Source organism: Achromobacter sp. GQ309 (assembly GCF_059759315.1).
Genome location: NZ_JCAXDP010000003.1, coordinates 10,458 through 36,583 on the forward strand (window position 1 = coordinate 10,458; position 26,126 = coordinate 36,583).

General features: G+C 67.4%; 20 protein-coding genes. 5 read left to right on the forward strand and 15 right to left on the reverse strand.

Annotated features, from left to right (window positions below; translation table 11 throughout):
* Nucleotide 1: 1 nt before the first annotated feature.
* Nucleotides 2–5,797, reverse strand: a complete 5,796-nt coding sequence (gene uvrA / locus AC6CIE_RS09455) for an excinuclease ABC subunit UvrA (RefSeq protein WP_498092144.1) — start codon at nucleotides 5,795–5,797, stop codon at nucleotides 2–4.
* Between the two features lie 228 nt (nucleotides 5,798–6,025).
* Between uvrA and AC6CIE_RS09460 the strand changes: the two genes are divergently transcribed.
* From AC6CIE_RS09460 to AC6CIE_RS09475, 4 genes are all read left to right on the forward strand, one after another.
* Complete coding sequence (locus AC6CIE_RS09460; protein WP_370633071.1) at nucleotides 6,026–6,811, forward strand: IclR family transcriptional regulator; 786 nt, start codon at nucleotides 6,026–6,028, stop codon at nucleotides 6,809–6,811.
* Between the two features lie 22 nt (nucleotides 6,812–6,833).
* Complete coding sequence (locus tag AC6CIE_RS09465; protein WP_218344937.1) at nucleotides 6,834–7,484, forward strand: bifunctional 4-hydroxy-2-oxoglutarate aldolase/2-dehydro-3-deoxy-phosphogluconate aldolase; 651 nt, start codon at nucleotides 6,834–6,836, stop codon at nucleotides 7,482–7,484.
* The gene (locus tag AC6CIE_RS09470) at nucleotides 7,477–8,409 is read left to right on the forward strand and encodes a sugar kinase (protein ID WP_218344936.1); all 933 of its coding nucleotides are present in this window, start codon (nucleotides 7,477–7,479) and stop codon (nucleotides 8,407–8,409) included. Before AC6CIE_RS09465 ends, AC6CIE_RS09470 begins: the two co-directional genes overlap by 8 nt.
* 262 nt (nucleotides 8,410–8,671) lie before the next feature.
* Nucleotides 8,672–8,800: a hypothetical protein gene (locus tag AC6CIE_RS09475; protein ID WP_006226408.1), complete on the forward strand. Its 129-nt coding sequence runs from the start codon at nucleotides 8,672–8,674 to the stop codon at nucleotides 8,798–8,800.
* 87 nt (nucleotides 8,801–8,887) lie between these two features.
* Here the strand turns inward: AC6CIE_RS09475 and AC6CIE_RS09480 are convergent, their stop codons facing one another.
* Entirely contained in the window at nucleotides 8,888–9,853 is a 966-nt protein-coding gene (locus tag AC6CIE_RS09480) for a LysR family transcriptional regulator (RefSeq protein WP_175123229.1), read from the reverse strand.
* A 223-nt stretch (nucleotides 9,854–10,076) separates the two neighbouring features.
* On the opposite strand from AC6CIE_RS09480, the gene AC6CIE_RS09485 reads away from it, so the two are divergent.
* Nucleotides 10,077–11,012 (forward strand): glycosyltransferase family 2 protein, encoded by a 936-nt coding sequence (locus AC6CIE_RS09485; protein ID WP_498092145.1) that lies wholly within the window; start codon nucleotides 10,077–10,079, stop codon nucleotides 11,010–11,012.
* Between the two features lie 27 nt (nucleotides 11,013–11,039).
* Here AC6CIE_RS09485 and AC6CIE_RS09490 read toward each other — a convergent pair whose 3' ends face one another.
* The 13 genes from AC6CIE_RS09490 to AC6CIE_RS09550 all read right to left on the reverse strand — a co-directional run bounded on the left by AC6CIE_RS09490 (nucleotide 11,040) and on the right by AC6CIE_RS09550 (nucleotide 26,121).
* Nucleotides 11,040–11,777 carry an ABC transporter ATP-binding protein gene (locus AC6CIE_RS09490; RefSeq protein ID WP_498092146.1) on the reverse strand — a complete coding sequence of 246 codons (738 nt, stop codon included), beginning with the start codon at nucleotides 11,775–11,777 and terminating at the stop codon, nucleotides 11,040–11,042.
* A complete protein-coding gene (locus tag AC6CIE_RS09495) occupies nucleotides 11,774–13,570 on the reverse strand; it encodes an ABC transporter permease subunit (protein ID WP_495602203.1) in 1,797 nt (598 codons plus the stop codon). The genes AC6CIE_RS09490 and AC6CIE_RS09495 overlap by 4 nt, the downstream gene beginning before the upstream one ends.
* The gene (locus tag AC6CIE_RS09500; protein ID WP_175184095.1) at nucleotides 13,567–14,607 is read right to left on the reverse strand and encodes a branched-chain amino acid ABC transporter permease; all 1,041 of its coding nucleotides are present in this window, start codon (nucleotides 14,605–14,607) and stop codon (nucleotides 13,567–13,569) included. The genes AC6CIE_RS09495 and AC6CIE_RS09500 overlap by 4 nt, the downstream gene beginning before the upstream one ends.
* 162 nt (nucleotides 14,608–14,769) lie before the next feature.
* Nucleotides 14,770–15,921 carry an ABC transporter substrate-binding protein gene (locus AC6CIE_RS09505; RefSeq protein WP_498092147.1) on the reverse strand — a complete coding sequence of 384 codons (1,152 nt, stop codon included), beginning with the start codon at nucleotides 15,919–15,921 and terminating at the stop codon, nucleotides 14,770–14,772.
* Nucleotides 15,922–16,083: 162 nt separating this feature from the next.
* Entirely contained in the window at nucleotides 16,084–16,812 is a 729-nt protein-coding gene (locus tag AC6CIE_RS09510) for an SDR family NAD(P)-dependent oxidoreductase (RefSeq protein WP_175123223.1), read from the reverse strand.
* Between the two features lie 37 nt (nucleotides 16,813–16,849).
* Nucleotides 16,850–17,635, reverse strand: a complete 786-nt coding sequence (locus AC6CIE_RS09515) for a cyclase family protein (protein WP_152383539.1) — start codon at nucleotides 17,633–17,635, stop codon at nucleotides 16,850–16,852.
* 49 nt (nucleotides 17,636–17,684) lie between these two features.
* A complete protein-coding gene (locus tag AC6CIE_RS09520) occupies nucleotides 17,685–18,932 on the reverse strand; it encodes an SDR family NAD(P)-dependent oxidoreductase (RefSeq protein WP_498092148.1) in 1,248 nt (415 codons plus the stop codon).
* Complete coding sequence (locus tag AC6CIE_RS09525; RefSeq protein ID WP_498092149.1) at nucleotides 18,929–20,098, reverse strand: thiolase family protein; 1,170 nt, start codon at nucleotides 20,096–20,098, stop codon at nucleotides 18,929–18,931. The genes AC6CIE_RS09520 and AC6CIE_RS09525 overlap by 4 nt, the downstream gene beginning before the upstream one ends.
* Entirely contained in the window at nucleotides 20,095–21,735 is a 1,641-nt protein-coding gene (locus tag AC6CIE_RS09530) for an AMP-binding protein (protein ID WP_498092150.1), read from the reverse strand. Before AC6CIE_RS09530 ends, AC6CIE_RS09525 begins: the two co-directional genes overlap by 4 nt.
* Before the next feature lie 9 nt (nucleotides 21,736–21,744).
* On the reverse strand, nucleotides 21,745–22,236 hold the full coding sequence (locus AC6CIE_RS09535; protein ID WP_291378794.1) for an aromatic-ring-hydroxylating dioxygenase subunit beta: 492 nt from the start codon (nucleotides 22,234–22,236) through the stop codon (nucleotides 21,745–21,747).
* A complete protein-coding gene (locus tag AC6CIE_RS09540; RefSeq protein WP_498092151.1) occupies nucleotides 22,233–23,552 on the reverse strand; it encodes an aromatic ring-hydroxylating dioxygenase subunit alpha in 1,320 nt (439 codons plus the stop codon). Before AC6CIE_RS09540 ends, AC6CIE_RS09535 begins: the two co-directional genes overlap by 4 nt.
* 19 nt (nucleotides 23,553–23,571) lie before the next feature.
* Nucleotides 23,572–24,549 carry a PDR/VanB family oxidoreductase gene (locus AC6CIE_RS09545; RefSeq protein WP_498092152.1) on the reverse strand — a complete coding sequence of 326 codons (978 nt, stop codon included), beginning with the start codon at nucleotides 24,547–24,549 and terminating at the stop codon, nucleotides 23,572–23,574.
* Between the two features lie 27 nt (nucleotides 24,550–24,576).
* Nucleotides 24,577–26,121: an indolepyruvate oxidoreductase subunit beta family protein gene (locus AC6CIE_RS09550; protein WP_498092153.1), complete on the reverse strand. Its 1,545-nt coding sequence runs from the start codon at nucleotides 26,119–26,121 to the stop codon at nucleotides 24,577–24,579.
* Between the last annotated feature and the right edge of the window lie 5 nt (nucleotides 26,122–26,126).

The following is a 26,126-nucleotide window of genomic DNA, read 5'->3' on the forward strand; positions in this document are numbered from 1 at the left end:
GTTACCGCTGTTGTTGCGCAAGGAACTCCGTCAGGACCCGGCCGGTGTGGGAATGATCGGCCAGCGTCATCACGTGCTCGGGCGAGCCTTCGCCCACCAGTTGCCCGCCGCCCGTGCCGCCTTCGGGGCCCAGGTCCAGCAGCCAGTCGGCTTCGGCGATGACGTCCAGGTTGTGTTCGATCACCACCACCGTGTTGCCGGCTTCGACCAGGCGGTGCAGCACGTGGATCAGCTTTTCGACGTCGGCCATCGACAGCCCCACCGTCGGCTCGTCCAGCACGTACAGCGTGTGCGGGATGCGCGAGGCGCGGCCGGTCTTGATCAGGCCGTTGGTCAGGCGGGCCTTGGACAGCTCGGTCACCAGCTTGATGCGCTGCGCCTCGCCGCCCGACAGCGTGGGCGACGGCTGGCCCAGCGTCAGGTATCCCAGCCCCACGTCCTGCATCAATTGCAGCGGACGGTGGATCTTGGGATGGGCGGCGAAGTAGCCGATGGCGTCGTCCACTTCCATGGACAGCAACTCGCCGGCGTTCTTGCCGCGCATCTGCACGCTGAGCGTGTCGTTGTTGAAGCGCGCGCCGTTGCAGGCGTCGCACGGCACCTTCACGTCGGGCAGGAAGTTCATCTCGATGGTGCGCATGCCCTGGCCTTCGCAGATCGGGCAGCGGCCATCGCCGGTATTGAACGAGAAGCGCGCCGCGGTCCAGCCGCGCATGCGGGCCTCGCGGGTGTCGGCGAACTGCTTGCGCACGTCGTCCCAGAAGCCTACATAGGTCGCCGGGCACGAGCGCGGCGTCTTGCCGATGGGCGTCTGGTCCACTTCGAGCACGCGGTCGATGGCTTTCCAGCCCTTGATGCTTTCGCAGCCCGCCCAGCCCGGCGCCTTGCCTTGCGAGACCGCCTGCGTCAGGTTGTCCAGCAGCACTTCGCGCGCCAAGGTCGATTTACCGGATCCGGACACCCCGGTCACCACGCTCAGGCGGCCCACCGGAATGCGCGCGTCGACGCTGCGCAGGTTGTGCAGGCGCGCGCCGCGGATCTCGATCATGGGCGTGTCGGCCTCGACGGGACGGCGGCCTTGCAGCGGATGCGCAAGCGGTGTCTTCAGGTAGCGGCCGGTCACGGACTCGGGCGCGTCGATCACGTCCTGCACCGTGCCTTGCGCCACCACGCGGCCGCCGCGGATGCCCGCGCCCGGGCCGATGTCGATGACGTGCGAGGCGCGGCGGATGGTGTCGTCGTCGTGCTCGACCACCACCAGCGTGTTGCCGTTGCCTTCCAGCCGCGCCAGCGCGTCCAGCAGGATGCGGTTGTCGCGCGGGTGCAGGCCGATGGTGGGTTCGTCCAGCACGTAGCAGACGCCCTGCAGGTTGGAGCCCAGTTGCGCGGCCAGCCGGATGCGCTGCGCCTCGCCGCCGGACAGCGTGGGCGCGGCGCGGTCCAGCGCCAGGTAGTTCAAGCCCACTTCCTGCATGAAGTTCAGGCGGCCGCGGATCTCGGCCAGGATGTCGCGGGCGATCTCGCCTTCGCGGCCGCGCGCCACCAGTCCGGTAAAGAAGGTGTGCGCGTCCGACACCGGCAGCGAGGCCAGTTCGGCAATCGACTTGTCGCGCCAGCGCACGGCGCGCGCCACGCGGTTCAGCCGCTGGCCATCGCATTGCGTGCAGGTCTTGGCCTCGCCTTCGTACCACGCGTTCCAGGCGGTTTCCTCGCCGGTCTGCTCTTCGTCAAAGCCCTGCAATTGCAGGCCCGTGCCGTAGCAGCCTGTGCACCAGCCGTGCTTGGAGTTGTACGAGAACAGGCGCGGATCGGGTTCGGGGAAGCTGGTGCCGCAGGACGGGCACGCGCGCTTGACCGAGAAATGCTGCTGCTGCAGTTCGCTGTTCAGCGCCTCGTGAAGCTTGTTGACGGGCCACACGACCGACATCACGCCCTGGCCGTTTTCCAGCGCGCTCTTGACGGCGGCGCGCAGGTCGGCCTCGTTGGCCGGGTCCACCACCACGTCTGCCACCGGCAGTTCGATGTTGTGTTCCTTGTAGCGGTCCAGGCGCGGCCACGGCGCCACGGGAATGAATTCGCCGTCAACGCGCAGATGGGAATGGCCCTTGGAGCCCGCCCACTTGGCCAGATCCGTGTAATAGCCCTTGCGCGCGGTGACCAGCGGCGCCAGCAGGCCGATGTGCTCGCCCTTGTGCTCGCGCAACAGGCGCGCCACGATCTGGTCGGTGTTCTGGGGTTCGACCGCGACATTGCAGTCCGGGCAGTATTGCGTGCCCAGTTTCACGTACAGCAACCGCAGGAAGTGATGGATTTCCGTCATCGTGGCCACGGTGGACTTGCGGCCGCCGCGGCTGGTGCGCTGTTCGATCGCCACGGTGGGCGGGATGCCGAAGATGGCGTCCACATCCGGCTTGCCGGCCGGCTGCACAATGGCACGCGCGTAGGCGTTCAGCGATTCCAGATAACGGCGCTGGCCCTCGTTGAACAGGATGTCGAAGGCCAGCGTGGACTTGCCCGACCCCGACACGCCCGTGATGACGGTGAACTTGTCGTGCGGAATTTCGACGCTGATGTTCTTCAGGTTGTGTTCGCGCGCGTTGCGGATTTCGATGGCCATGCTGCCCTGGCGGCGTTCGCGCACCAGGGATTGCAGGGGCGAGCCCACGCCCGCGCCGTACTCGGCTTGCGGCTCGGCGATGCGCGCGGTCAGGCCGGCCTGCTCGGCCTCCTGCGCGTCGGCATCGCTGCTGACGATGACGTCGGCCTTGCCGCCCGCGACGGTATCGACGGGCAGGATGCTGACTTCGTAGTCGCGCAGCGCGGCGCCCGTGTGCGACTTGGGGTTGTCCATCAGGTCCTGCGGCGTGCCCGTACCGAGGACCAGGCCGCCGGCGTCGCCGCCTTCCGGACCGAGGTCGATCAGCCAGTCCGCCGCGCGGATCACGTCCAGGTTGTGTTCGATGACGAGCAGCGTGTGGCCGGCGGCCAGCAGCTTGCGGAACGCGCGCATCAGGCGCGCGACGTCGTCGAAGTGCAGGCCGGTGGTGGGTTCGTCGAACAGGAACAGGCTGCCCTTCTTGGCGACCTTGGCGGTGGAGATGCCGCTGCGCGCGGCCTCAGCCAGATGGCCTGCCAGTTTCAGGCGCTGCGCCTCGCCGCCCGACAGGGTCGGCACCGGTTGCCCCAGCCGCACGTATTCCAGGCCCACGTCGGCCAGCGGCGCAAGACCGGTCTGCACGTCGCGCAGCCCCTTGAAGAAGTCCAGCGCCTCGCTGACCGTCATTGCCAGCACCTCGTCGATCGAGGCGCTCTTGCCCAAATGTTCGACGCGCACTTCCAGCACTTCGGGGCGGAATCGCTTGCCGTCGCAATCGGGGCAGCGCAGGTACACGTCGGACAGGAACTGCATTTCGACGTGTTCGAAGCCGGTGCCGCCGCAGGTCGGGCAGCGGCCGTCGCCGCCGTTGAAGCTGAATGTGCCCGCCGTGTAGGCGCGTTCACGCGCCAGCGGGGCTTGGGCAAACAGCTTGCGGATCGCGTCGAACGCGCCGACGTAGCTGGCCGGGTTGGAGCGCGCGGTCTTGCCGATGGGGGTCTGGTCCACCATGACGACGTCGGCGATCTGCTCGGCGCCGAGCAGACGGTCGAAGGCGCCCGGCGCTTCCGACGGCTTGCCCTTCTGCTTGAGCAACGCGGGGTAGAGCACGTCCTGCACCAGCGTGGATTTGCCCGAACCGGACACGCCGGTCACGCAGACCAGGCGGCCCAGCGGCAGCTCGACAGAGACGTTCTTCAGGTTGTGCGCATTGACGCCTTCCAGCAGCAGGCGCGGCGTGTTGGCCGCCACCGGCATCGGACGCGGCGCTTCCACACGCAGTCGGCCGCCGAGATAATCGCCGGTCAGCGAGGGCGCGGCGCGCAGTTGATCAGGCGTGCCGTCGAAGACGATGCGGCCGCCCCGCTCGCCGGGACCGGGGCCGATGTCGATGATGCGGTCCGCGGCCACCATGACCTGCGGATCGTGCTCCACGACCACCAGCGTGTTGCCGGCGTTGCGCAGGCGGTGCATGACTTCGACGACGCGGTGCATGTCGCGCGGGTGCAGGCCGATGGAGGGCTCGTCCAGCACGAACAGCGTGTTCACCAGCGAGGTGCCCAGCGCGGTGGTCAGGTTGATCCGCTGGACCTCGCCGCCCGACAGCGTGCGGCTCTGGCGGTCCAGCGTCAGGTAGCCCAGGCCCACGTCGCACAGGAATTTCAGGCGCGCGCGCACTTCGGTCATCAGCAGGTCGGTGGCGGCGTCCAGCGCGCCCGAGAACGACAGCGTGTCGAAGAATTTACGCACCCGCTCGATCGGCAGCAGCATCACGTCGTGCAGCGACAGGCCGTCCAGGCCGTTGAGCTGCTCGCGGCTCCAGGTGGTGCCGACCGGCATGAAGCGCTTGTAGCGGCCGTCTTCGGGCGGCAGCACGGCGTCGGCTTCATCCTTGTTGCCCAGGCGCCAGAGCAGGGCGTCGGGCTTCAGTCGCGCGCCGTTGCAGCTGGGGCAGGGCGTGTAGCTGCGGTACTTGGACAGCAGCACGCGCACGTGCATCTTGTACGACTTGGTTTCCAGCCAGTCGAAGAAGCGCTGCACGCCGTACCACTGGTGCTTCCAGGCGTCGTTGCCGCCCTTCCAGTCGGGTGTGCCGTACAGCACCCAGCGCTTGTGCTCGTCGCTCATGTCCTTCCAGGGCACGCCCAGCGGCACGCCCGCGCGCGGGGCGTACTTTTGCAGGTCGTCCTGGCATTCCTTGTAGGACGGCGTGGTCCACGGCTTGATGGCGCCTTCGAGCAGGGTCTTTTTCTCGTCGGGGATGACCAGGCCGAAGTCGATGCCGATCACGCGGCCGAAGCCGCGGCAGGCCTCGCAGGCGCCCAGCGGCGAATTGAACGAGAAGCTGCTGGGCAGCGGGTCGGTGTATTCGATGTCGCAATCGGCGCAGTGCAGCCGGTCGCTGTACTTCCAGATGTGCGCGTTGCCGCCGTCGGCGTCCATGGCGTAGACGGCGATGTGGCCGGCGCCCATGCGAAGCGCGGTGTCCAGCGCTTCCATGATGCGTTCGCGCTCGGTGCCGGCGAAGCGGAAGCGATCCTGGATGACGTGCAGGATGCGGCGTTCTTCGGTGGCGGCCTTGGCGGTCTTCGTGGCCTTGGCCTTCTTGGCGCCCTTGGCGGGCGCGGCGGCGCGGGGCACGGCGGTTTCTTCGGCGTGCACGCGGGTGTAGCCCTGCTGCTCAAGGAAGCCGCGCACTTCGTCTTCGGTGAAGTTGGCCGGCACGGCGATCGGGAAGGTCACCACCAGGCGCGGGTCGCCCACGGTCGCAGCGCGCTCGGCCAGCGAGTGATAGACGGATTCCGGCGTGTCGCGCCGCACCAGCTTGCCGCAGCCGCGGCAATAGAGCTTGGCGCCACGCGCGAACAGCAGTTTCAGGTGATCGTTCAGTTCGGTCATCGTGCCGACCGTGCTGCGCGAGCTGCGCACCGGATTGGTCTGGTCGATGGCGATAGCGGGCAGAATGCCCTCGATGCGGTCCACCTGCGGCTTGTCCATGCGGTCCAGGAACTGGCGCGCATAGGGCGAGAAGGTTTCCACGTAGCGCCGTTGGCCCTCGGCGTAAAGGGTGTCGAAGGCCAGCGAACTTTTACCGGACCCCGACACCCCGGTGACGACGACCAGTTCGCCGGTGGCGATGGTCAGATCCAGGTTCTTGAGATTGTTCTGGCGGGCGCCAACGATGCGGATATGGGAGCTCATGGACGGTATCGTAGCCTGACGAAGGGAGCATGCCGGCGCGGCGATCCATCGCTGGTTCCGGGCGCGTCGATATGGAATAATTGACTATATTGTGAGGCGCATGTCCATATTGTGGACAATCGGCGCCTCGGTAGCTGTACAAATAAACAGTATCGCAGATTCGTCTGATATTCGCGCTTGCCGCGTTGCGGATCTGGCCTGGGCTATCGCATGTATTTGGGGACATGAGTGCAGGAATCCAAGGTCGCGGGCGCGGCAGCGTTCGGAAAATTCATGGCGGTATTGCAGGCGGTGGCCGATGCGCCGCAGCCGCCGACGGCCGCCATGCTTGCCCGTGACTGCGGCTATCCCCGTCCTACCGTCTACCGCATCCTGGCGGCGCTGGCCGAACAGGGGATGGTCACAGAATCCAGCGGCGCGTATCGCCTGGGGCCGCGCCTGATGTCGCTGGCCAGCAAGGCATGGTCCCAGTTCGATCTGCGCGCCGCGCTGGCGCCCGAACTGCAGGCGCTGCGCGACCAGACCGGCGAAACCGTCCATCTGGCCGTGCCCGCGGGCCACGAGATGATCTATATCGACAAACTGGAAAGCCCCGGCCCCGTGCGCATGGTGTCGCGCGTGGGGGCGTCCGTCGCGCTGCATTCCAGTGCCGTCGGCAAGGCCTATCTGGCCGCGCTGGACGAGCCCGCGCGCGAGCGCCTGCTGCACGCGCTGCCGATGCCGGCCCGGTTGCCCGCCACGCTGACCACTCTGCCCGCGCTGCGCGAGGCGCTGGGCGTGGCGGCTCGGCAAGGCTACGCTGTCGACAACGAGGAAAACGAACCCGGCATCGTCTGCTACGGCGTCGCGCTGTGCGACGGGGCAGGGCGTCCCGTCGCGGGCGTCAGCGTCAGCACGCTGCTGTTCCGCCGCCGTGGCGATCCGCAGTCCGCCTATATCGAACCCTTGCTGCGGCTGCGTGATGCCGCCGCAGCCAAACTCGCCGTCCTGCCGGTAACGTCCGGCGGCGCCTGATCGTCAGCCCCAGAGGAAATCCATGACCGCAACCGCTGCTCCCACCGCCTCCAAGCTTGCCGCCCTGTTGGCCGCCCGCGTCGTGCCCGTCCTGCGCTACACCGACGCGGCCGCCGCGGCCTATGCCGCCGAAGTCGCGGTGTCGGCCGGCTGCACCACGCTGGAACTGACCTGGACCATTCCGAACGTCACAGATCTGGTGCGCGCGCTGCGCGACAAGCACGGCGCCAGCCTGCTGCTGGGCGTGGGTACAGTGCTGGACGAGTCGCAGGCGCGCGACGCGCTGGTGGCGGGCGCCGACTTCCTGGTGTCGCCCGCGCTGGCGCACGAGATCGTGGATATGGCCCACGCCGCCGACGCGCTGTGCATGCTGGGCGCGTTCACCCCGAGCGAAGTCCTGGCCGCGCGCCGCGCCGGCGTGGACGTGGTGAAGGTGTTCCCGGCGGACACCGGCGGCCCCAAGCACCTGGCCGCGCTGAAGTCGGTGTACCCGGACACGATCTTCTGCCCCACGGGCGGCATCACGCAGGAAAACATGGGTACGTATTTCGCGGCCGGCGCCGGCCTGGTCGGCATCGGCAGCAACCTCTACGACAAGGCCGCCTTCGCGTCGCGCGACACCGCCGCGCTGGTGGCGCAGATCACCCGGACCCGCGAGGCCGCTCATGGCTGACTTCGACATCGTCGCGCTGGGCGAGCCGCTGGTCGAGCTGAACCAGACGCACGACGGCCAACGGCAATACCTGCAGGGATTCGGCGGCGACACCTCCAACGCGGTGATCGCAGCCGCCCGCCAGGGCGCGCGCTGCGCATACCTGACCCGGGTCGGCAATGACGCCTTCGGCAAGCAGTTCCTGGACCTGTGGCAGAACGAGGGCGTCGACACGTCCGGCGTAGAGGTCGACGATGACGCGCACACCGGCCTGTATTTCGTGCAGCACGGACCTGACGGCCATGCTTTCAGCTATCTGCGGCGCGGCTCGGCCGCCAGCCTGATGACGCCGGCCAGCCTGGACGCAGGCCTGATCGAACGCACGCGTTTCCTGCACGTGTCGGGCATCAGCATGGCGATCAGCACCACCGCCTGCGATACGGTCTTCGCCGCCATCGAGCGCGCGCATGCCGCTGGCGCGCAGGTCAGCCTGGATTCCAATCTGCGGTTGCGCCTGTGGCCCGTGGACCGCGCCCGCGCCATCCTGCGCGAAGCCATGCGCACGGCGGACGTGTTTCTGCCCAGCATGGACGACATGCAGCACCTGACCGGCAACGACGACCCGGAGCGCACGCTGGACTGGATCCGCGACGGCGGCGCGCCGGGCGTGGTGGTGCTGAAGCTGGGCAAGGACGGTTCCATCATTGACGACGGCCGCAGCCGCACGGCGATGCCGGCGCTGCGGGTGCAGGCCGTGGACGCGACCGGCGCGGGCGACTGCTTTGCCGGCAGCCTGCTGGCGCGGCGTTGCCAGGGCGATGCCTGGGAAGACGCCGTGCGTTATGCCAATGCCGCGGCGGCGCTGTCCACGCTGGGCTACGGCGCGGTCGATCCGCTGCCGCGGGCGGAGCAGGTGTGGGAACGGCTGAAGGAAACGTCGGGCTGAGCGCGGCAGGGCGGCGGTGCAGCGGGTGAGACGGACGCGGTCCGGCCATATTGCGCCGCGCCTTGGCGCCTTCGCGTATCCGCCGCCGATTTGTCCCTGTTTGTTTCAGGCGGTGCGTAAGCCCCGGTTGGCGCCTTTGAAATCCGCCCATTGGCGTCCGATTCGGATTTCAGGCTAAAATGCCAAGTTATCCGAATTTTTTCCGCCAGTCCGGTTTCCGGTTGTGCGGGCCACTTTCCGCAAATTCAACAGGAGAATCAACATGGCTGAACGCAAACGCGTGCGTCGTAACACCCTGGAACGCCGTTGCCTGGGCAAGGCTTTCAAGCGCTTGTTCGTCAAGTCGCCCAAGGGCGTGTTCAAGATGCTGGAAAAGATCAAGCGCGTCTAAATGATGCGTTCGGCCGGCAGGTCTTCGGACCCGCTTGGCCTGATCAAAGAAAAACCGCAAGGCGCGAGCCCTGCGGTTTTTTTTTCGTCAGGCCTGCGGGGCCCCGAGCTTGGGCCGGATGAAATCCATGAACGCGCGGGTCTTGGCCGGCTGGATGCTGGAAGGGAAAACCACATAGATCGAGATCGGATCCACCGACCAGCCCGGCAACACGCGCCGCAGCGAGTTGCGCTGGATGATCGGTTCCAGCGCCAGGCAATGCGGCATGCGCGTGATGGCCAGGTCCAGGCCGGCCAGCGTGCCCGCGATGCTCATGTTGTTGGCGGCCAGATGTCCGTGCACGGCCACGCGCTGCGAAATCGCGCCGTTATTCAGCGTCCAGTACGAATGGGCTTCGTCGATGGTCGTGCGCAGGCACTGGTGCTGCGACAGATCGGCCGGCGTCTGCGGCTCGCCATGACGCGCGATATAGCTGTCGGACGCGTACAGATGCGTTTCCAGCGAGACCAGCTCATGCACCACGGCGCCCTCGATGGCGCGATGCGGCGTGCCGTTGCCATTGCCGTTGTCGGCGGAGGCGCCCGGATAGTCGGCTTCGCGGCCGAACCGCAGCACGATGTCGAACGGCGTGCCCTGCGCGTCGGAGGCCGTCATCATGCTCAGGTCGAACTCGCATTCCACTTCGGGATAGCGATCGGTGAAATCGCTGATGGTCTCGGGCAGCAGCCAGATGGCCAGGCTGTACGGCATGGAGACGCGCAGATTGCCCGACGGGCCGCCTGACAACGACAGCAGTTGCTCGTGCGCCAGCCGGGCTTCGTCGATGAGGCCCTGGCACCGGCGCATGTAGGCCGCGCCCGCGTCGGTCAGATCCAGCCGGCGCGTGTTGCGGTTGATGAGCCGCAGCCCGATCGCGCGTTCCAGTTCGTTGATCCGGCGCGACAGCGTCGACGTCGGCATGTCCAGCGCGCGCGCGGCCTGGCTGAAGCTCTTGCGCTTGGCAACCTCCACGAACAAGGCGATGTCATTGAGCTGGACGGTCGAGGCTTCCATAGGCGTTCCGAATTGGGCCGCCCGAGTTTACGCCACGATGCCCTGCGGCCAACGTCCGGCGCGGCGCATGGCATCAAAAAAAAACCGCACGGTTTGTCAGATTTGATTGCAAATTCCAAAGCCGTGGAATCGGTTCCCCGAGGCATATCCCCTACACTTCAGGCGAAATCATAAGAACCAAGACCGCAGCGGTTTCTGGAAGATCGCAAGGGGCACAGCAGGCATGACCGATACACCGATTTTTTTCACCGTTCTGACGCCGACCTACAACCGGGCAGGAACCCTGCACCGCGTCTACGAATCGCTCTGCCAGCAGACTTTCCGGGATTTTGAATGGGTGGTGGTGGACGACGGCTCCACCGACAACACGCACGAGTCCATCCTGCATTGGCAATCGCTGGCGGATTTTCCGATCCGCTATGTCTGGCAGAACAATCAGCACAAGAAGACCGCCTTCAATCGTGGCGTGCGCGAGGCGCGCGGCCAGATGATCGTGGGCCTGGATAGCGACGACGAAATGCCGCCGGACGCGCTGGCCATTTTCCATGAGGCCTGGAACGCGATTCCGCCCGCGCGCCGCGACTCGTATTTCGCCATTACCGGGCTGTGCGCGCGGCCCGACGGCACCATCGTCGGCGACCGTTATCCGCAGGACGTGTTCGACAGCACTGCCGTCGACGTGTATTTCCGCTACCGCATCAAGGGCGAGAAATTCGGCTGTATGAGCACGGACATCCTGCGCAAGTACCCGTTTCCCGAGGACGTGGCGGGCTTCGTGCCCGAAAGCCTGGTGTGGTGGGCGGTGGCGCGTGCGGGGTATCTCAGCCGCTTCATCAACCGCGTGGTGCGCACCTATCACGACACGCCCGGTGGCCTGAGCCAGGGCGCGGTGTCCGTCAGCAACAACGCCCAGGGCCTGTACCTGCTGGCGTGGGACATGTTGCAGCATCACCTGGAATTCTTCCGCTACCGCCCGCGCGAATTCATGATGGCGGCGGCGCGCTACACGCGTTTTCGCCTGCACCTGAAGCATTCGGGCGTGCCGACGGCAATGCAGGCCTACCGGCTGACCCATCCGGTCGCGACTTTCCTCGTGGCCGTCATGTACCCGCTGGGGTATGCGCTGTACCGCCGCGATCGGCGTCGCGGCGTGGCCTGACCCAGCCGGCCGACCCGGCAGCCTGCGTCACGCAGGCGCGCCGTGCCCCAGTCCCAGATAGACCTCCACGACGCGCGGATCCTGCGCCACCTCGGCCGCCGGACCTTCCAGCGTCACCGTTCCGGTTTCCAGCACATAGGCGTAATCGGCCACCTGCAGCGCGGCGCGCGCGTTCTGTTCGATCAAGAGGATGGACACGCCCATCTCGCGCAGCCGCGCGACGATGCGGAACACTTCACGCACGATGCGCGGCGCCAGCCCCAGGCTGGGTTCGTCCAGCATCAGCAGGCGGGGTTTGGCCATCAGCGCGCGGCCCACAGCCAGCATCTGGCGCTCGCCGCCGGATAGCGTGCCGGCCAATTGCGCGCGCCGTTCCTGCAGCCGGGGAAACAGTTCAAAGACCTCGGCCAGCGTCTGATCCTGGTCGCGCAGGCTGCGGCGATAGCGGTCGAAGGCGCCCAGCATGAGGTTGTCCTCGACCGTCATTTCCGCGAAAAGCTCGCGCTTTTCGGGCACCAGATTCATGCCCGCGGCGACCATTTCCTCGATTTCGGCGTGCTCCTGCGCCTTGCCGCCGAAGGTGATGCCGCCCTGTGACGGCAGCACGCCCATGATGGCCGACAGCAGCGTGGTCTTGCCCGCGCCGTTGGGACCGATCACGGTCACGATCTGGCCTTCGCCCACTTCCAGGCTGACGCCGGAGACCGCCTCGACCTTGTCGTAGGCCACGCGCAGGTCGCGCACTTGCAGCAGTTTCGCGCTCATTCTTCCACTCCGCCCAGATACGCTTCAAGCACCGCGGGATTCTGCTGGATCTCTGCCGGCAGGCCTTCGGCGATCTTTTCGCCGAAGTCCATGACCACCACGCGATCCACCAGCCCCATCACGAAATCCATGTCGTGTTCGACAAGCAGGATGGCCATGCCTTCGGCGCGCAGGCGCTTGAGCAGCTCGGCCAGCTCGCATTTCTCTTGATAGCGCAGGCCGGCCGCGGGTTCGTCCAGCAGCAGGATGCACGGGTCGGACGCCAGCGCGCGCGCGATCTCCAGGATGCGCTGCTGGCCCAGCGCCAGCGAGCCCGCCTCGTCATGCAGATGCTTGCCCAGCCCCACGCGCTCGACCTGACGCGTGGCTTCGGCCAGCAGGCGCGCCTCTTCGGGCCGGTCCAGCCGCCAGGCGGCCGGCAGCACGCCGCGATGCCCGCGCAGGTGCGCGCCGATGGCCACGTTTTCCAGCACGCTCATGCGGCCCAGCAACCGCACGTGCTGGAACGTGCGCGACAGACCCAGGCGCGCAATCTTGCGTGCGCCCACGCCGGCCACCGGCTGGCCCAGCAGCGTCACCTGTCCCGACGTCGGCGTGTCCACGCCCGAGATCTGATTGAACATCGTGCTCTTGCCCGCGCCATTGGGGCCGATCAGCGCCAGCACTTCGCCCGCGCGGATCTCCAGGTTCATGGCGTTGTTGGCCACCAGGCCGCCGAACTTGCGCGTCACGTCCACGGCTTTCAGCACCACCTCGCCGCGCGGCGGCATGGTGCGCCGGGGCAGCGGTTCGGCCGTCATGTCGACATGGCGCGGCTTGCGCTTGACGGGCACCCAGCGCGTCAGCACCGGCCACAGGCCGCTGCGGGCGCGGTGCAGCAGCAGCACCATGCCGAAGCCGAAGACGATCACTTCGAAGTTGCCGGTCTGGCCCAGCACCTTGGGCAGCAGGTCCTGCAGCCATTGCTTGAGCACCGTGAAGACGCCCGCGCCGACCAGCGCGCCCCACACCTGTCCGGCGCCGCCGATGACGGTCATGAACAGGTATTCGATGCCCATCTGCAGGCCGAAGGGGTTGGGGTTCACGAAGCGCTGCATGTGCGCGTACAGCCACCCCGACGCGCAGGCCTGCAGCGCCGCGATGACGAAGATCACCATGCGCGAGCGCGCCGTGTCCACGCCCATGGATTCGGCCATTACGCGCCCGCCCTTGAGCGCGCGGATGGCGCGGCCTTCGCGCGAGTCCAGCAGGTTCTGCGTAGACCACACGGCGACCAGCAGGAACGCCCAGATCAGGTAATAGATGTTGCCGCCCTGGTTGAGCGTCCAGCCGAACAGGCTGATGGCCGGAATGTCCGGGATACCGGTGTGGCCGCCCAGCCCTTCGACCGAGCCGAAGACGAAGTACAGCGACAGCCCCCAGGCGATGGTGCCCAGCGGCAGGAAGTGGCCGGACAGCTTCAGCGTGATCGCGCCCAGCAGGTAGGCCAGCGCCAGCGTCAGCGCCAGGCCGGCCAGCAGCGTGAGCCAGGGCGATGCGCCCAGCCAGCCGAGCCACGACGGCAGCGTGTCCGCGCGGGTGGTGAGCAGCGCCGTCGTATAGGCGCCCACGCCCACGAAGGCGGCCTGGCCGAAGCTGGTCAGGCCGCCGACGCCGGTCAGCAGCACCAGGCCCAGCGCGACCAGCGCATACAGACCGATGTAGTTCAGCAAGGTCACGTAAAACGGCGGCAGCACCAGGGGGCCGAGCGCCAGCAGAGCCAGGAAGGCGAGGAGGATGTGGCGCGGGGTCATTCGTCTTCTTCCTCGACGTGATGGCTGTTGAGTGAACGCCAGAGCAGCACGGGGATGATCAGCGTGAACACGATGATTTCCTTGTAGGCGCTGGCCCAGAACGACGAGAAGGCTTCGATCAGCCCGACCAGCACGGCGCCCGCGGCCGCCAGCGGATAGCTCACCAGCCCGCCGATGATCGCGCCCACGAAGCCTTTCAGGCTGACCATGAAGCCCGAATCGAAATACATGGTGGTGATGGGTGCGATCAGGATGCCCGACACGGTGCCGATCAACGCGGCCAGAAAGAACGTGGCCTTGCCCGCGAACACGGGCGAGATGCCCATCAGGCGCGCGCCGATGCGGTTGAACGCCGCGGCGCGCAGCGCCTTGCCGTACATCGAGCGTTCAAAGAACTGGTACAGCACGACGATCAGCACCACTGACACCGCCACCACCCACAGCGCCTGGCTGTTCACATTGACCGGGCCGAGCGTCATGCTGGCGTCGCTGAACGGCGCGGTGCGCGCGCCTTCCGCGCCAAACGCCAGCAGGCCCAGGCCGACCAGCGCCAGGTGGACCGCGATGGATACGATCAGCAGCACCAGCGTCGAGGCCGACGCGATCGGCTGATAGAACAGGCGATAGAGCTGCGGACCCATCGGCACCAGCAACAGCAACGTCAGCAGCGCCTGCACCGCCATCGGCAGTTGCGCGAGCGGCAGGCGGTACAGCAGCAGCGCCAGCGCCAGCGGATAGATCACCTTGGCGGCCATGCGCCAGTGGGTGCGGCCGCGCGCGGGGCGCTTGCGGCGCGCCATCAGATCGGCGATGACCTCGGCCAGCGCGAACGCAAGCAGCAGCCACACCAGCAGGATGGGCTTGCCGGCCTGCATGGCGGCCATGGTGAGCGCGCCAAAGGCGACGAACTCGCCCTGCGGGATGAACAGGACGCGGGTGACGGTGAAGACGAGCAGGATGGACAACGCCAAGAGCGCGTAGATGGCGCCATTGGTGATGCCGTCCTGCCCGAGTATCAGAGCAATCTGAGCATTCATGCGAAATTCCGAAAAGCTGATTTCCCCCCCGAAGCGCTGCGCGCTTTCCCCCAGGGGCATGCCTGCGGACCGGCGGAGCCGGATCCGCGGCATCCCGATGGGACGCGCGGAGCCTGCTTCCTGGCGACGCCCCGCAGAGCATGTGAGCGTGGGGCGCTCGTTTTACTTAACTAGGGTCCAGTTGCCGTCCTTGACGGTGATGAGCTCGCGGCCGCGTTCGTCAAAGCCGCTGTGGTCGGCGGCGCTCATGTTGTAGACGCCTTGCGTGCCGACCAGCTCCTTGGTCTGTTCCAGCGCGTCGCGCAGGGCGCTGCGGAACTCCTTGGTGCCCGGCTTGCCGGCCTTCTCGGCGATCGGCACGGCCTTTTCCAGCAGCAGGCCGGCGTCATAGACGTTGGCGCCGAAGGTGGCGGGCTTGGAGCCGTTGAGCTTTTCGTAGGCGGCGATGTACTCGGTGGCCACCTTCTTGGACGGGTTGCTGTCCGGCATTTCCGGCAGCACCAGCATCAGGCTGGCGGCCAGCACCGTGCCTTCGACCTTCTTGCCGCCCAGCTTCAGGAAGTCGGGCAGCGCGGCGCCGTGGGTCTGGTAGAACTTGCCCTTGTAGCCCTGATCGAACAGCGTCGTCTGCGGCAGCACGCTGGCGGCGCCGGGGGCGGCGACCAGCACGGCGTCGGGCTTGGCGGCCAGGATCTTCAGCGCCTGGCCGGTGACCGAGCTGTCAAAGCGCAGGTAGCGTTCGTTGGCGGCGATCTTGATGCCCTTTTCCGCGGCCAGGCCCGAGAACACCTTGTACCAATTCTCGCCGTACGGGTCGTTCAGACCGATGAAGCCGACAGTCTTGATGCCGGTCTTGGCCATGTGGTCCACCAGCGCGCGCGCGATGATGTCGTCGTTCTGCGTGGTCTTGAACACCCACTTCTTCTGATCGTTCATCGGCAGCACCACCGCGGCGGTGCCCACCGGCGCCAGCATCGGCACGCCGGCCTCGGCGGCGAACTGGATCACGCCCATGGCGTTGGGCGAACCCGACGGGCCGATCAGCGCGTCCACGTTCTGCTCCGTGATCAGCTTCTTGAAGGCCGTGACCGAGTTGGTCGAGTCGCTGGCGTCATCCAGCGAGATGTATTCCACGGTCAGGTCGCCGATCTTCTTGGGCAGCAGCGGCACCGTGTTCTTTTGCGGAATCCCGACCAGCGCGGTGGGGCCGGTGGACGAGGTGACCACGCCGACCTTGACTTGGGCCAAGGCGGGCAGGGCGAACAGGGCGGCGACGGCAGCGACGGCGGCCAGGGGGAGTTTCTTCGACAGCATGGCAAAACCTCCGGGGTAGGGAGCAGAGTGGGAGTGCGGCTGGAAAGCGGAGAAAACGGGAACTGCGGGAATACTTGTTGCTTAAAGTTTCTTACCTTCAAGGATCAGCACTGTAGACCCGGGTCCCGGTGCTTACCTATCCGTCAAAACCCGAAGCGACGGTCAGATGGTGATTGAGCTGACGCTCGCGCCGCCGCAGACGAACAGCGTCTGGCCGGTCACGAAGCTGTTGGCGGGATCGGCAAAGAACATGACGGCGCGCGCCACGTCGTCCGAACGGCCCAGCCGCTTGACCGGGATGCCCTCGGCAAGCTGCCTTTCGCGTTCGCTGCCGGCTTCGATCACCTCGTAGAACATGTCGGTCTGGATGGGGCCGGGCGCCACCACGTTGACCGTGATGCCGTATGGCGCCAGTTCCAGCGACCAGGTGCGGGCCATGCCCACCATGCCGGCCTTGGTGGCCGAATAGGCGGTGCGCGTGGGCAGGCCCAGCGCGCCGCGCGACGACATCATCACGATGCGGCCGAACTTGCGTTCCTGCATGCCTGGCAGCGCGGCCTGCACCAGGCTGATGGCGGCGCCCAGATGGATCTGCGTCAGACCATGCAGCTCTTCCTGCGTGACCTGCGGCAGCAGATTCGGCCAGATCACGCCGGCGTTGTGGATAACGTGGCTGATCGGAAATTGGGCGGCGGCTTCGGCGCCCGCCTGCGCGGTCGCGGTGGCGTCAAGCAGGTCGACCTGCACGTTGTGCAGGCGCGGATGCGAGAAGTCCGCGGCGCGGCGTGCCATCGAGATCACCTCGTAGCCCGCATCCAGCATGCTGCGGCAGATTTCCGCCCCGATGCCGGCGCTGCCGCCGGTCACGATGGCCACATGGGTTTGCGTCATGGTTCCCCCTTGATTTATTGGTATGGTCCGGCCGCGATCAGGCCGTGGGCGCCAGCGCCAGCACGCGCAGCGGACTGCCCGAGCCGCTGCGGATCTTGAGCGGCGCCGAGAAGATCACCGCGCCGGTGGCCGGCAGCTGGTCCAGGTTGGTCAGGCACTGCAGGCCGTAGCGGTTGTTGCCGTGCATGTAGTAGTGGCAGGGGTAGGGCGGATCCAGGTGCTGGGCTTGTCCCGCGTCCGTGCCCACCGACTCGGTGCCGAACCCGTGCACGTCGCGCTCCTTGATGAGCCAGGGCACGACCTCGGCATCCGGCCCGGGAGAATGCGCGCCGTCAGCCTGCATGTTCAGGTAGTCGGCGGGTTTGGCGCGCTTGGACCAGTCGGTGCGCATCAGCACCCACGACCTTGCGGGGATGCGGCCGTGCTGTTCTTCCCATTTCTTGACGAAGTCGATGGTCAGCAAAAAGTCCGGATTGCCGGCCGCTTCGGCGGAACAGTCGATCACGCAGGCGCTGGCGATGAAGGCGTCGATGGGAATCGTGTCCACCGTGTTGTCCGGCTGGTCCTTGCCCGTGACCCAGTGCGCGGGGGCGTCGAAGTGCGTGCCGGTGTGTTCCGAGCACGAGAAGTTGTTCCAGTACCAGGCCGGCCCGCGCTCGTCATAGCGCGAGATTTCCTCGATCCGGAACGGCCACGCCTGGCCGAATTCCGGTGGCAGCACGATGGTGGGAAACTCCGGCGTCAGCGTCTCGGTCAGGTCCACCAGGCGGATGCGGCCAGAGACCAGCTCGGTCATGAATTGGGCAAGAATGGGTTGACTCACGGTGCTCTCCTGTTGGTGCTTGTTGGGGGACGACGCGCGGGGCAGGCGGTCAGCCGCCCGCGCCCAGCTCCCGTTCCAGTCCCTTCGGGTTCTCGGCCAGCCGCGCGCGGAATTCCTGCGCAACGTCGCCCACGTACACGTCTTCGATACCGTCCTTCAACGCGCGCACAATCGCGGCGGCGATCGCAGCCGGCGCCACGCGCGGCGGCGGCGTGCGTTGCTCCCATTCGTGATCAACCGGGCCGGGAAACACGTTCACCACCCGCACGCCCGCGCCACGCATTTCGGCGCGCAGGCATTGCGCCAGCGATAGCGCGGCGGCCTTGGACGCCGACCACATGCCGCGCGATGGCAAGTTCATGTGCGCGTAGATCGACAGTACGTTGACCCACGCGGCGGCATTGTTCACGCCGTCGGCGGCGCGGCCGCACAGCGCGGGGCCGAAGCTCTGCGCCAGCCGCATCAGGCCCAGTACGTTGACGTCCATCGCGTCGCGCGCGGTGTTCACGTCCTTGCGGCTAAGCAGTCCGCCTTCGCGCTCCAGGTCCGCCGTGTTCACCAGGATCTCGACCTTGCCGCCGATGGAAGCCGCCACGCGTTCGACGGAATCGGTGTCGGTCACGTCCAGCGTCACCGCCTGCACGCGCGGATCGGCCGCCAGCGCGTCAAACGCGGCGTCACGCTTCCACGCCTGCGGATCGCCCAGAAAGATCATCGGGCTGCCCGCGTCCAGCAGCGCGCGCGCCACGGCCTGACCGACGGCCGACTTGCCGTCCGTGACCAGCACGCGGCGGAATTTCGGATCGCACGAGGTCTCGCGCAGTGTCTTGTCGTCTTCCATGTTCGGCGTATTCCTTTCGGGCAGGGCGATCATCACGGCCTGGCCGCTGCGATCCAGTTTCAACGCGAGGCGCACGCGGCCGCCGTCGGCGCAGTCCTGGTGGACGTGCGCCACGACGGAAGGACCGGCGTCCATCCGCACCGTGCCCACGCGCCAGGGCAGGCGTTCGCGGAAATACAGGTCGTTGCTGTGATGCAGCGTGGTGCTGACCAGCAGCACGCCGTTCGGATCGGCGGGCCGCCACGGCAGGTGTTCGGACAGGCAATGGCCGCAGACCTCGCGCGGCGGATACTGCACCGTGCCGCACTCGGCGCAGGTCTGCAGATCGAAACGCCCTTCGGCGGCGGCAGCGGTCAGCCCCAGCGCGCTGCGGCTGCGCGAGCCCGGCGGCAGCGTGGGCTGCCGGGTGCGCGCGACGGGATTCTTGCGAGGCGGCTTGGTCAGCGGCTCGGTCATGCGTCGCTCCTTGCCAGGATGGCCGCGGCCGTGCACAGCCCGCGGTCGTAATTGATCATGCCGAAGCCGCTCACCATGCCCAGCTTCGCATCGCTGACCTGCGTGCCGCCGGCCGTGCCGGTCAACTGGCGCAGCGCCTCGACCATGCCCAGATAGCCGCCGGCCGCGCCGGCCTGGCCGACCGACAACTGGCCGCCATTGGTGTTGAACGGAAAGCTGCCGTCCACGGTAAAGCTGTTGTCCCGCACGAATTGCGGCGCAGCGCCTTTTTCGCAGAAACCCAGGTCTTCCATCTGCATCAGGTTGATGACGGGATAGTCGTCGTAGGCCTGCAGGAAGTCCATGTCGGCCGGCGCGGCGTTGGCTTGCCCGTACAGCTCGTCCACGTCCATGGTCCAGCCTCCCCGCGTCTGGATCGGATCGTCGATCCAGGCGTTGTGGCGCTCGATGGTCGACAGGATGCGCGCGTAAGGCAGCTTCAGCGCGCGGGCGCGGTCCTCGCTCATGACCAGGAATGCGTCGGCCCCGGCGCACGGCATGACGCAATCGAACAGGTGGATCGGCTCGGTGATGACGCGCGCGTCCAGATACTGCGCCAGCGTCAGCGGCTTTTTCATCAGCGCGTGCGGATAGCGCAGGGCGTTGTCGCGCTGGGCCACGCAGAGCTTGCCGAAGTCTTCGCGCGTGGCGCCCGTCTCGCGCATGTAGTTGGCGGTCAGCAGGGCAAAGCTGGCGTTCGGGCCGCCCGCGCCGTACGGGTAGACGGCGTCCTGCGCAAAGCGCGAGAACTGGCTGACCGTGTTGCGGAACGAGTCCACGTGGTTCGTGTCGCCGGCCAGGCAAGCCACGATGTTGGCGTCGCCCGCCTGCACGGCGCGCGCCGCACGGCGCAGCGCGGCCACGCCGCTCGCGCCGCCCATCGGAATGTGATCGAGCCAGCGCGGCGTCATGCCCAGGTGCTGGACCAGGCCGACCGCGGTATCGGGCGCCAGCGTGAAGCTGGACACGCACAGGCCATCGACGTCGGTCTTGGCCAACCCGGACTGCCGGATCAGCGCGCCCAGTGCGCGGCCCAGCCACCAGTGCGCGGCGTGCGTGGAATAGCGTTCGTACGGAATCGTGACGGGCAGGGCCGCCACCACGCCGTCGTAGCCCAGGCGGCTCATCGGTGGGCCCCTTCGGCCGGACGCTTCTTCAGATGGCAGGTGTCCACGCAGCGCGCCGTGCCCGGCAGGCCGGGCGCCAGCGCCTTCATTTCGCCGCGCTGGATCTTGTTGGTGGTGGTGAGCGGCAGGCTGTCCACGAATGCCACATAGCCGGGCGCCTTGTAATACGCCAGCTGCGACAGCGACCATTGCACGATGCTGCGCGCGGCCTCGGCCATCGCGTCCGCGTCGGCGGGCGTGGACTCGGGCACCACGCACGCCAGCACTTCGTCGCCGCGCACCGGATCCGGCACGGCGGCCACCGCCACCGCCTTGACCAGCGGATGCTGCATCAGCACGCTCTCCACTTCCACGGCCGAGATGTTCTCACCGCTGCGGCGGATCACGTTCTTCTTGCGGTCCACGAAGCGCAGTGCACCGTCCGCCTCGCGGCGCACGATGTCGCCGGTGTGGAACCAGCCGCCTTCCCAGGCTTCGTTGGTGGCGGCCTCGTCCTTCAGGTAGCCGGCAAAAAAGCCATAGCGCGGATCTTCCCCGGCATGGCGCACCAGCAGTTCGCCCGGCTCGCCAATGGCGGCCGGTTCACCCGCGTCGGTCACAATGCGCACCTCGACGTCAGCTTCCTCGCTGCCGAAGCTGCTGGTGCCGACGTGGCGCGGTTCCTGGTTGGCGATGATGACGGCGCCCGCGCCGGTCTCGGTCATGGCCCAGGCTTCCAGCAGCGGAAAGCCGAACCGCGCCTCGAAGGGCGCATGCAGCTTGCGGTCCACGCCCGCGCCGAAGCCGAAGCGGATGGCGGGCTGCAGATCCTGCGGGGTGGGCTCGGCCTTCATCAGAATGGCGGGCATGACGCCCAGATAGTGCAGCACGGTGGCGCGCGATTCGCGCACGCTGTCCCACCACGAGCGCGGGTGGAAGCGGTCCAGCGGAATCAGGCAGCCGCCCGTCAGCACCATCGCCATCGCCGAATACGCCATGGCGTTCATGTGCACCAGCGGCAGCGGCGTCAGCATGCGTTCCTGTCCCGGCCGCAACGCGGCAAGCCCGCCGATGCGTGCGTACCAGCCGCCCGCGTGCAGGAAATAGCGGTTGGGCAGGATGCAGCCTTTCGGCCGGCCGGTCGTGCCGGACGTGTAGAGCAGCGCACACTCGGTCAGTTCCGACAGCGCCGTGGCTTGCAATGGCGCCGGGAACGGCGCGGCGGGCGGCGCATCGTCCGGCCCCATCACACGCAGCTCGCGGCCCGCGCGTTGCGCGGCGGCCAGCAGGTCCGCGTGGCGCCCGGGCAGGGCGACCGCCAGCGCGATCTCGGAGTGGCCGGCCAGGTACTCCAGTTCGGCGGCGCGCAGGTCCGGGTTGATCGGCACAACCGACACGCCCAGCGCATTCAGCGCGAACCAGTGCAGAAAGAAGGCGGGACGGTTCTCCAGCAGCAGCCCCGCGCGGTGGCCATGGCCGTAGCCGGCGGCGGCATACGCGGCGCGCAGCGTCTCGATGGCGTCGGCCGCTGCGGCGTAGGTCAATTCCCCCGCAGCGATGCCATAGGCCTCGGCGGTTTCGGGCAGGATGCACAGGAACGGCTGGCCGCCGTGGCGGGAGGCGGTGTCGGCAAATGCCTGGTGGACGGTGGCGGTCACGGTCCGCTCCTACATGAACAGTTGGATGTTGCCGAACGCAGCGTCGCAGTTGACGAGGTCCACGCGCTTCAAGCGGATGCGCAGCGCGCCGTCCTGCTCCACCAGGTGATGCGTCGCCCAGCCCGCATACAGCGTCTGCGCGTCCTGCCGCGTCTCGACGTAATGGAAGGCGGTGCGCACGACGTGACGCCCCTCGGATGGCGCGGCCTCCGGGTGGTCATGTTCGACCGTGGGCGCCTGCAGCAGATGATGGCAGCGGCTCTTGGGCTGCTGCGAAAACGTGCGCTGGCCCGCCAGCCGCTCCACACGTACGCGCAGCAGCAGCTTGTCTTCATACATCAGCGACGCATGCAGCTTCGCATCGGTCTGGCCGTGCGCCAGCGGCATCCAGTAGTAGCCGTCCTCGGTGTACAGGTCCAGCCAGTCCTCGAAGCGCAGCTCGTCCAGCAGGCGCGCCTCGGCGTAGACAAAATCGATCAACTCGCGGTCGCTTGCGCTCATACCGACTCCGGTCCGGTCATGTAGCGGCCCCATGCGCGGTATTGGTTGCGCATCTGCCATTCGTTGGTGCCATTGGTGACGACGTTCTTCTGGTCCTGCTCGCCAGGCGCGTAGAGCCGTCCCACGTTCACCCAGTCCCGCGCACGCGAATGCAGGCCGTCCTGCGCGCGTTCGTACATTTCCAGGTCGTCGTGGCCGACCACGGACGTCGGCGCGTTGATGAGCCGGTTGTACATGAGGGTGCGTTCCAGCAGCAGGTCCGGCGCGCCCACCAGGCGGAACGTCCACGACTCCACCAGCGTGCGGTCCGCGGCAATCGGCTTGAAGATCCGCAGCGTCTGGATCGGGCCCTTGACCATGATGTTGGGGAAGTAGACGGTGTTGTGGCGCACGTCGCCCAGGATCTGCTTGGCGCGATCCTCGCCGTAGGCTTGCACCATCGACTCCCAGTAGCCCGGAATGCCCGAGTACGACGCGTGGATCGAGTCCGACACGCCCGTATGCCCGTGGCCGTTTTCCCAGACGCGGATCCCCATGTTCTCGAAGAACTCGTACGGCGAGATGAACGGCGCGAACAGTTCCACCGCCATCGGCTTGGGTGTGCCTTCGGGCGCCTGTTCCCAGACCTTGACGGCCGTGCCCGCCGACGATTCGTGCGCGACCATCGGATGGCAGGTGTCGGTCTGGTTGTCGACCAGCATCTTCCAATTGCAGCGGTGCATGTAGCGCAGCACGCCGCCCGCGACTTCCAGGCGGCCTTCGGGAGACCGGTCCACCATGTTGTCCAGCGTGGACAGCGAGTCGCCGAAGAATTCCTCGAACGACTGGCCTTCGGGATTCAAGCGGCAGAACACGAAGCCGCGATGGTTGCGCACGTCTTTCACGGCAGCCATCCCCTGGCTGGCTTCGCAGTTTTCCAGGCCGGTGTTTTCGTAGCCCTTTTTCAGCGGGATCGACAGCAGGCTGCCGTCGGTCTTGAAGGTCCAGGCGTGATACGGGCAGCGAAAGAACTTGCCCGTGTTGCCGCAGGCCTCGCCCGCGACCATGGTGCCCTTGTGCGGGCAGCGGTTGTGCAGCACGCGCACCGTCTTGTCGCTGTGGCGCACCATCACCACGGGCTGGTTGCCGACGGTGGTGGTGACGTAGTCGCCGGCGTTGGGCACCTGGCTGTCGTGCCCGACGAAGACCCAGGTGTTGGCGTACAGGCGCTCCATTTCCAGGTCGAACAGTTCCTGGTCAATGAAAAGGTCCTTGTGCACCTCGGTGTCGCGGAGCAGCGCGCGGATGGCGTCGGGATTGTCGCGGTATTTGGCCATGATGGCTTCCTCGTCGGGCTTACAGGTCCAGCACCAGGCGCGCGGACTTGGCGCGCGAGATGCAGATCTGGATGATCTTGCCGCTGGCCTTCTCGGTATCGGACAGGTAGTAGTCGCGGTGATCGGGCTCGCCTTCCAGCACGGTGGCCTGGCAGACGCCGCATTCGCCGCGCTTGCAGTCGTATATCGGGTCGCAGCCTTCGTCTTCCATGACCTCGACGATGGTCTTGTCGGCGGGAATCGTCAGCACGCGGCCGGACTGGCGCAGTTCGACCTCGAAGGCCTGATCGCCAGCCTGCGCGGCGGCCGTGGTGAAGAGTTCGAAATGGATGTGGGCGTCGGGCCAGTGGCGCGCGTGCGCGCCCTGGATGACGGCGTCGATCAGGCCCTTTGGACCACAGACATACAGGTGCTGGCGCGGGTTGGACGCGGCAAGCAGCGCCTGCAGATCGAACCGGCAGGACGGATCGTCGTCGGCGTGCAGCGTCAGGTCGCCGCCCGCCAGCGCCTGCAGTTCAGGCAGGAACGCAAGCTGGTCCTTGCTGCGGCCGCAGTAGTGCAGATGGAAGGCGCGGCCGTCGGACTTGAGCGCGGCGGCCATGGACGCGATGGGCGTGATGCCGATGCCGCCTGCGATCAGCACGACCGGCTCATCGCCCGCGGGGGATTCATGCAGCGGAAAGTCGTTCTTGGGGCCTTCCACGGTCAGGACGTCGCCCTCGGCCAGCGCGTGCATGTGGCGCGATCCGCCCTGACTGGGGTCTTCCAGCCGCACGCCCAGGCGATATTCCGCCGGCTCGGCAAAGCGGCCGGCTTCGGGCGCCAACTGCACCAGCGAATAGCAGCGCGGATCGCGCAGGCCCGGCACCGTCACCTTCAGGTGCGCGCCGGGGCCAAACGCGGGCAACGTGCCGCCGTCTTCGCGCGCCAGCCGGAACGAGCGGATCAGCGGTGATTCCTGCCGGACTTCCCGGACGATCAGTTTGAGTGTCTGCACGATGTCTGTCTCTTTCTGGTGTCGGCCTCAGGCGGCCAGTTTTTCCGCGATCTGGCGTTCCATGGGCTCGCACTTCACGTTGGCGAGCGCCGTGTCGCGTAGCGCGCGCAGCGCGTCGGCGGCATCGGGGCGGCCAACCAGCTGGTCCGCGGCCGCGATGAGCTGCCGGTACTTGCCGCCGCCGCGCGTGTGGGTGTCGCTATAGCCCTTGACCAGGCGGCGGCAATTGACGGTCTCCACGGCCAGCGCGTAGTCGCGCGGCGCCAGCCGCGCCACCAGCGCCAGCCACGTTTCCAGGGATTCGGCCTCGATCTGGTGGCGCAGCGTGCTGCGGCGGAACCGCCGCATGCCCGCCAGCGTGTACAGCATCAGGAAGCCGCCCAGCGTGCCGCTGCGCAGGCGCCGGCCTTTGCCAAGCCGGCGCTCCACGAAGCCGCCGAAGGCCTTGGAATCTTCCAGCCAGCGGCCCAGCCGCACCGGCAACGTGCCGCAGATTTCTTCCAGCCGGGGATGCATGAATTCGGTCGTGTCGACGAGCTGGCCGGGCCGCGCGCCGACTTCCGTGCGCACGCGGTCAAAGCGCGTGCCGCGGGTCTTGAGGTCCGCCACGCGGATCACGTCGTCGTAGGCCATGGCGGTGGCCACGTAACGCGCCGCCGCACAGGTCAGCGCCCATTGGTGCGTATCGCCGCCGTATTGCGCATCCAGGTCACGAATGGCCTTCATGCGGCGCAGGTAGTCTTCGGCGTAGGCCAGGTCCTGGAACTCGATCTGGCGGCGCACGCCCGCGGTCAGCATGGGCTGCGCACAGGCGGGAAAATCGCGCCGGATGGCGTCCAGCAAGGCCTGCGCGCGCGGGCTGGCCGCACGTTCGGGCACCACCGGCTCGGGCCGCGTGAGGTCGATGGCGGCGGGCTGGACCGGCGCCGTCGCGGCCGAGTCGAAACCCAGCGCGAAGGCGCGCAGGCTGGCGTCCACGCCCAGGCCCGCGCGGCGCACGGTGGCCTCGAAATCGTCGCGGGTGAAGGGCAGGGCGCCGCTGCCGGCCACCGCGCCAAACAGGCTGGCGCTGATGACGCTGCCGGCGCGGTCCGCCAGGTCCTGCAGATCGAAGCACAGGAAGCGCCCGGCGGCTGCGCGGCCCGCTTCCAGCACCTTGTTGGGATCGGCGATGCCGTTGCCGGGCGCGGACTTCTCGCTGACCGCAAAACTGCGGTGCGACGACGCGATCAGGACCGTGCGGTCCGGCGTCACGAGGCCGCGCTGGATGGCCCGGCCGCCTTCCATCAGTTCGGCCGCCACCACCAGGTCCACGTCGCCCGGCGTGGGCATCAGCGCCAGTGCGGGTTGGCGGCCGGCGCGCTGCACATCGGCCTCGGGCAGCAGTTCCAGGTAGTAGATCGTGGCGCCGGTGCGCTGCGCCACGCCGGGCACCGAGGTGGTCTGCGCCCACCAGCCGGCGTGCTCGGCCATGTCGACGATCCAGTCGGCCAGCACGCCGCCGCCTTGGCCGCCCATGGCCAGGATCGCGATCTTGATGGGGTTGCCTTGCTGCATCACCGCCGCGTTCATGTTGC

Bases quoted from the DNA above. Each gene is read 5' to 3' on its own strand.
- AC6CIE_RS09485 (WP_498092145.1), top strand. From the start codon at position 10,077: ATGACCGATACACCGATTTTTTTCACCGTTCTGACGCCGACCTACAAC.
- AC6CIE_RS09510 (WP_175123223.1), bottom strand. From the start codon at position 16,812: ATGACGCAAACCCATGTGGCCATCGTGACCGGCGGCAGCGCCGGCATC.
- AC6CIE_RS09535 (WP_291378794.1), bottom strand. From the start codon at position 22,236: ATGAGCGCAAGCGACCGCGAGTTGATCGATTTTGTCTACGCCGAGGCG.
- AC6CIE_RS09490 (WP_498092146.1), bottom strand. From the start codon at position 11,777: ATGAGCGCGAAACTGCTGCAAGTGCGCGACCTGCGCGTGGCCTACGAC.
- AC6CIE_RS09525 (WP_498092149.1), bottom strand. From the start codon at position 20,098: ATGAGCCGCCTGGGCTACGACGGCGTGGTGGCGGCCCTGCCCGTCACG.
- AC6CIE_RS09495 (WP_495602203.1), bottom strand. From the start codon at position 13,570: ATGACCCCGCGCCACATCCTCCTCGCCTTCCTGGCTCTGCTGGCGCTC.
- AC6CIE_RS09480 (WP_175123229.1), bottom strand. From the start codon at position 9,853: ATGGAAGCCTCGACCGTCCAGCTCAATGACATCGCCTTGTTCGTGGAG.
- AC6CIE_RS09550 (WP_498092153.1), bottom strand. From the start codon at position 26,121: ATGAACGCGGCGGTGATGCAGCAAGGCAACCCCATCAAGATCGCGATC.
- AC6CIE_RS09465 (WP_218344937.1), top strand. From the start codon at position 6,834: ATGACCGCAACCGCTGCTCCCACCGCCTCCAAGCTTGCCGCCCTGTTG.
- AC6CIE_RS09540 (WP_498092151.1), bottom strand. From the start codon at position 23,552: ATGGCCAAATACCGCGACAATCCCGACGCCATCCGCGCGCTGCTCCGC.
- uvrA (WP_498092144.1), bottom strand. From the start codon at position 5,797: ATGAGCTCCCATATCCGCATCGTTGGCGCCCGCCAGAACAATCTCAAG.
- AC6CIE_RS09470 (WP_218344936.1), top strand. From the start codon at position 7,477: ATGGCTGACTTCGACATCGTCGCGCTGGGCGAGCCGCTGGTCGAGCTG.
- AC6CIE_RS09505 (WP_498092147.1), bottom strand. From the start codon at position 15,921: ATGCTGTCGAAGAAACTCCCCCTGGCCGCCGTCGCTGCCGTCGCCGCC.
- AC6CIE_RS09520 (WP_498092148.1), bottom strand. From the start codon at position 18,932: ATGACCGAGCCGCTGACCAAGCCGCCTCGCAAGAATCCCGTCGCGCGC.
- AC6CIE_RS09500 (WP_175184095.1), bottom strand. From the start codon at position 14,607: ATGAATGCTCAGATTGCTCTGATACTCGGGCAGGACGGCATCACCAAT.
- AC6CIE_RS09475 (WP_006226408.1), top strand. From the start codon at position 8,672: ATGGCTGAACGCAAACGCGTGCGTCGTAACACCCTGGAACGCCGTTGC.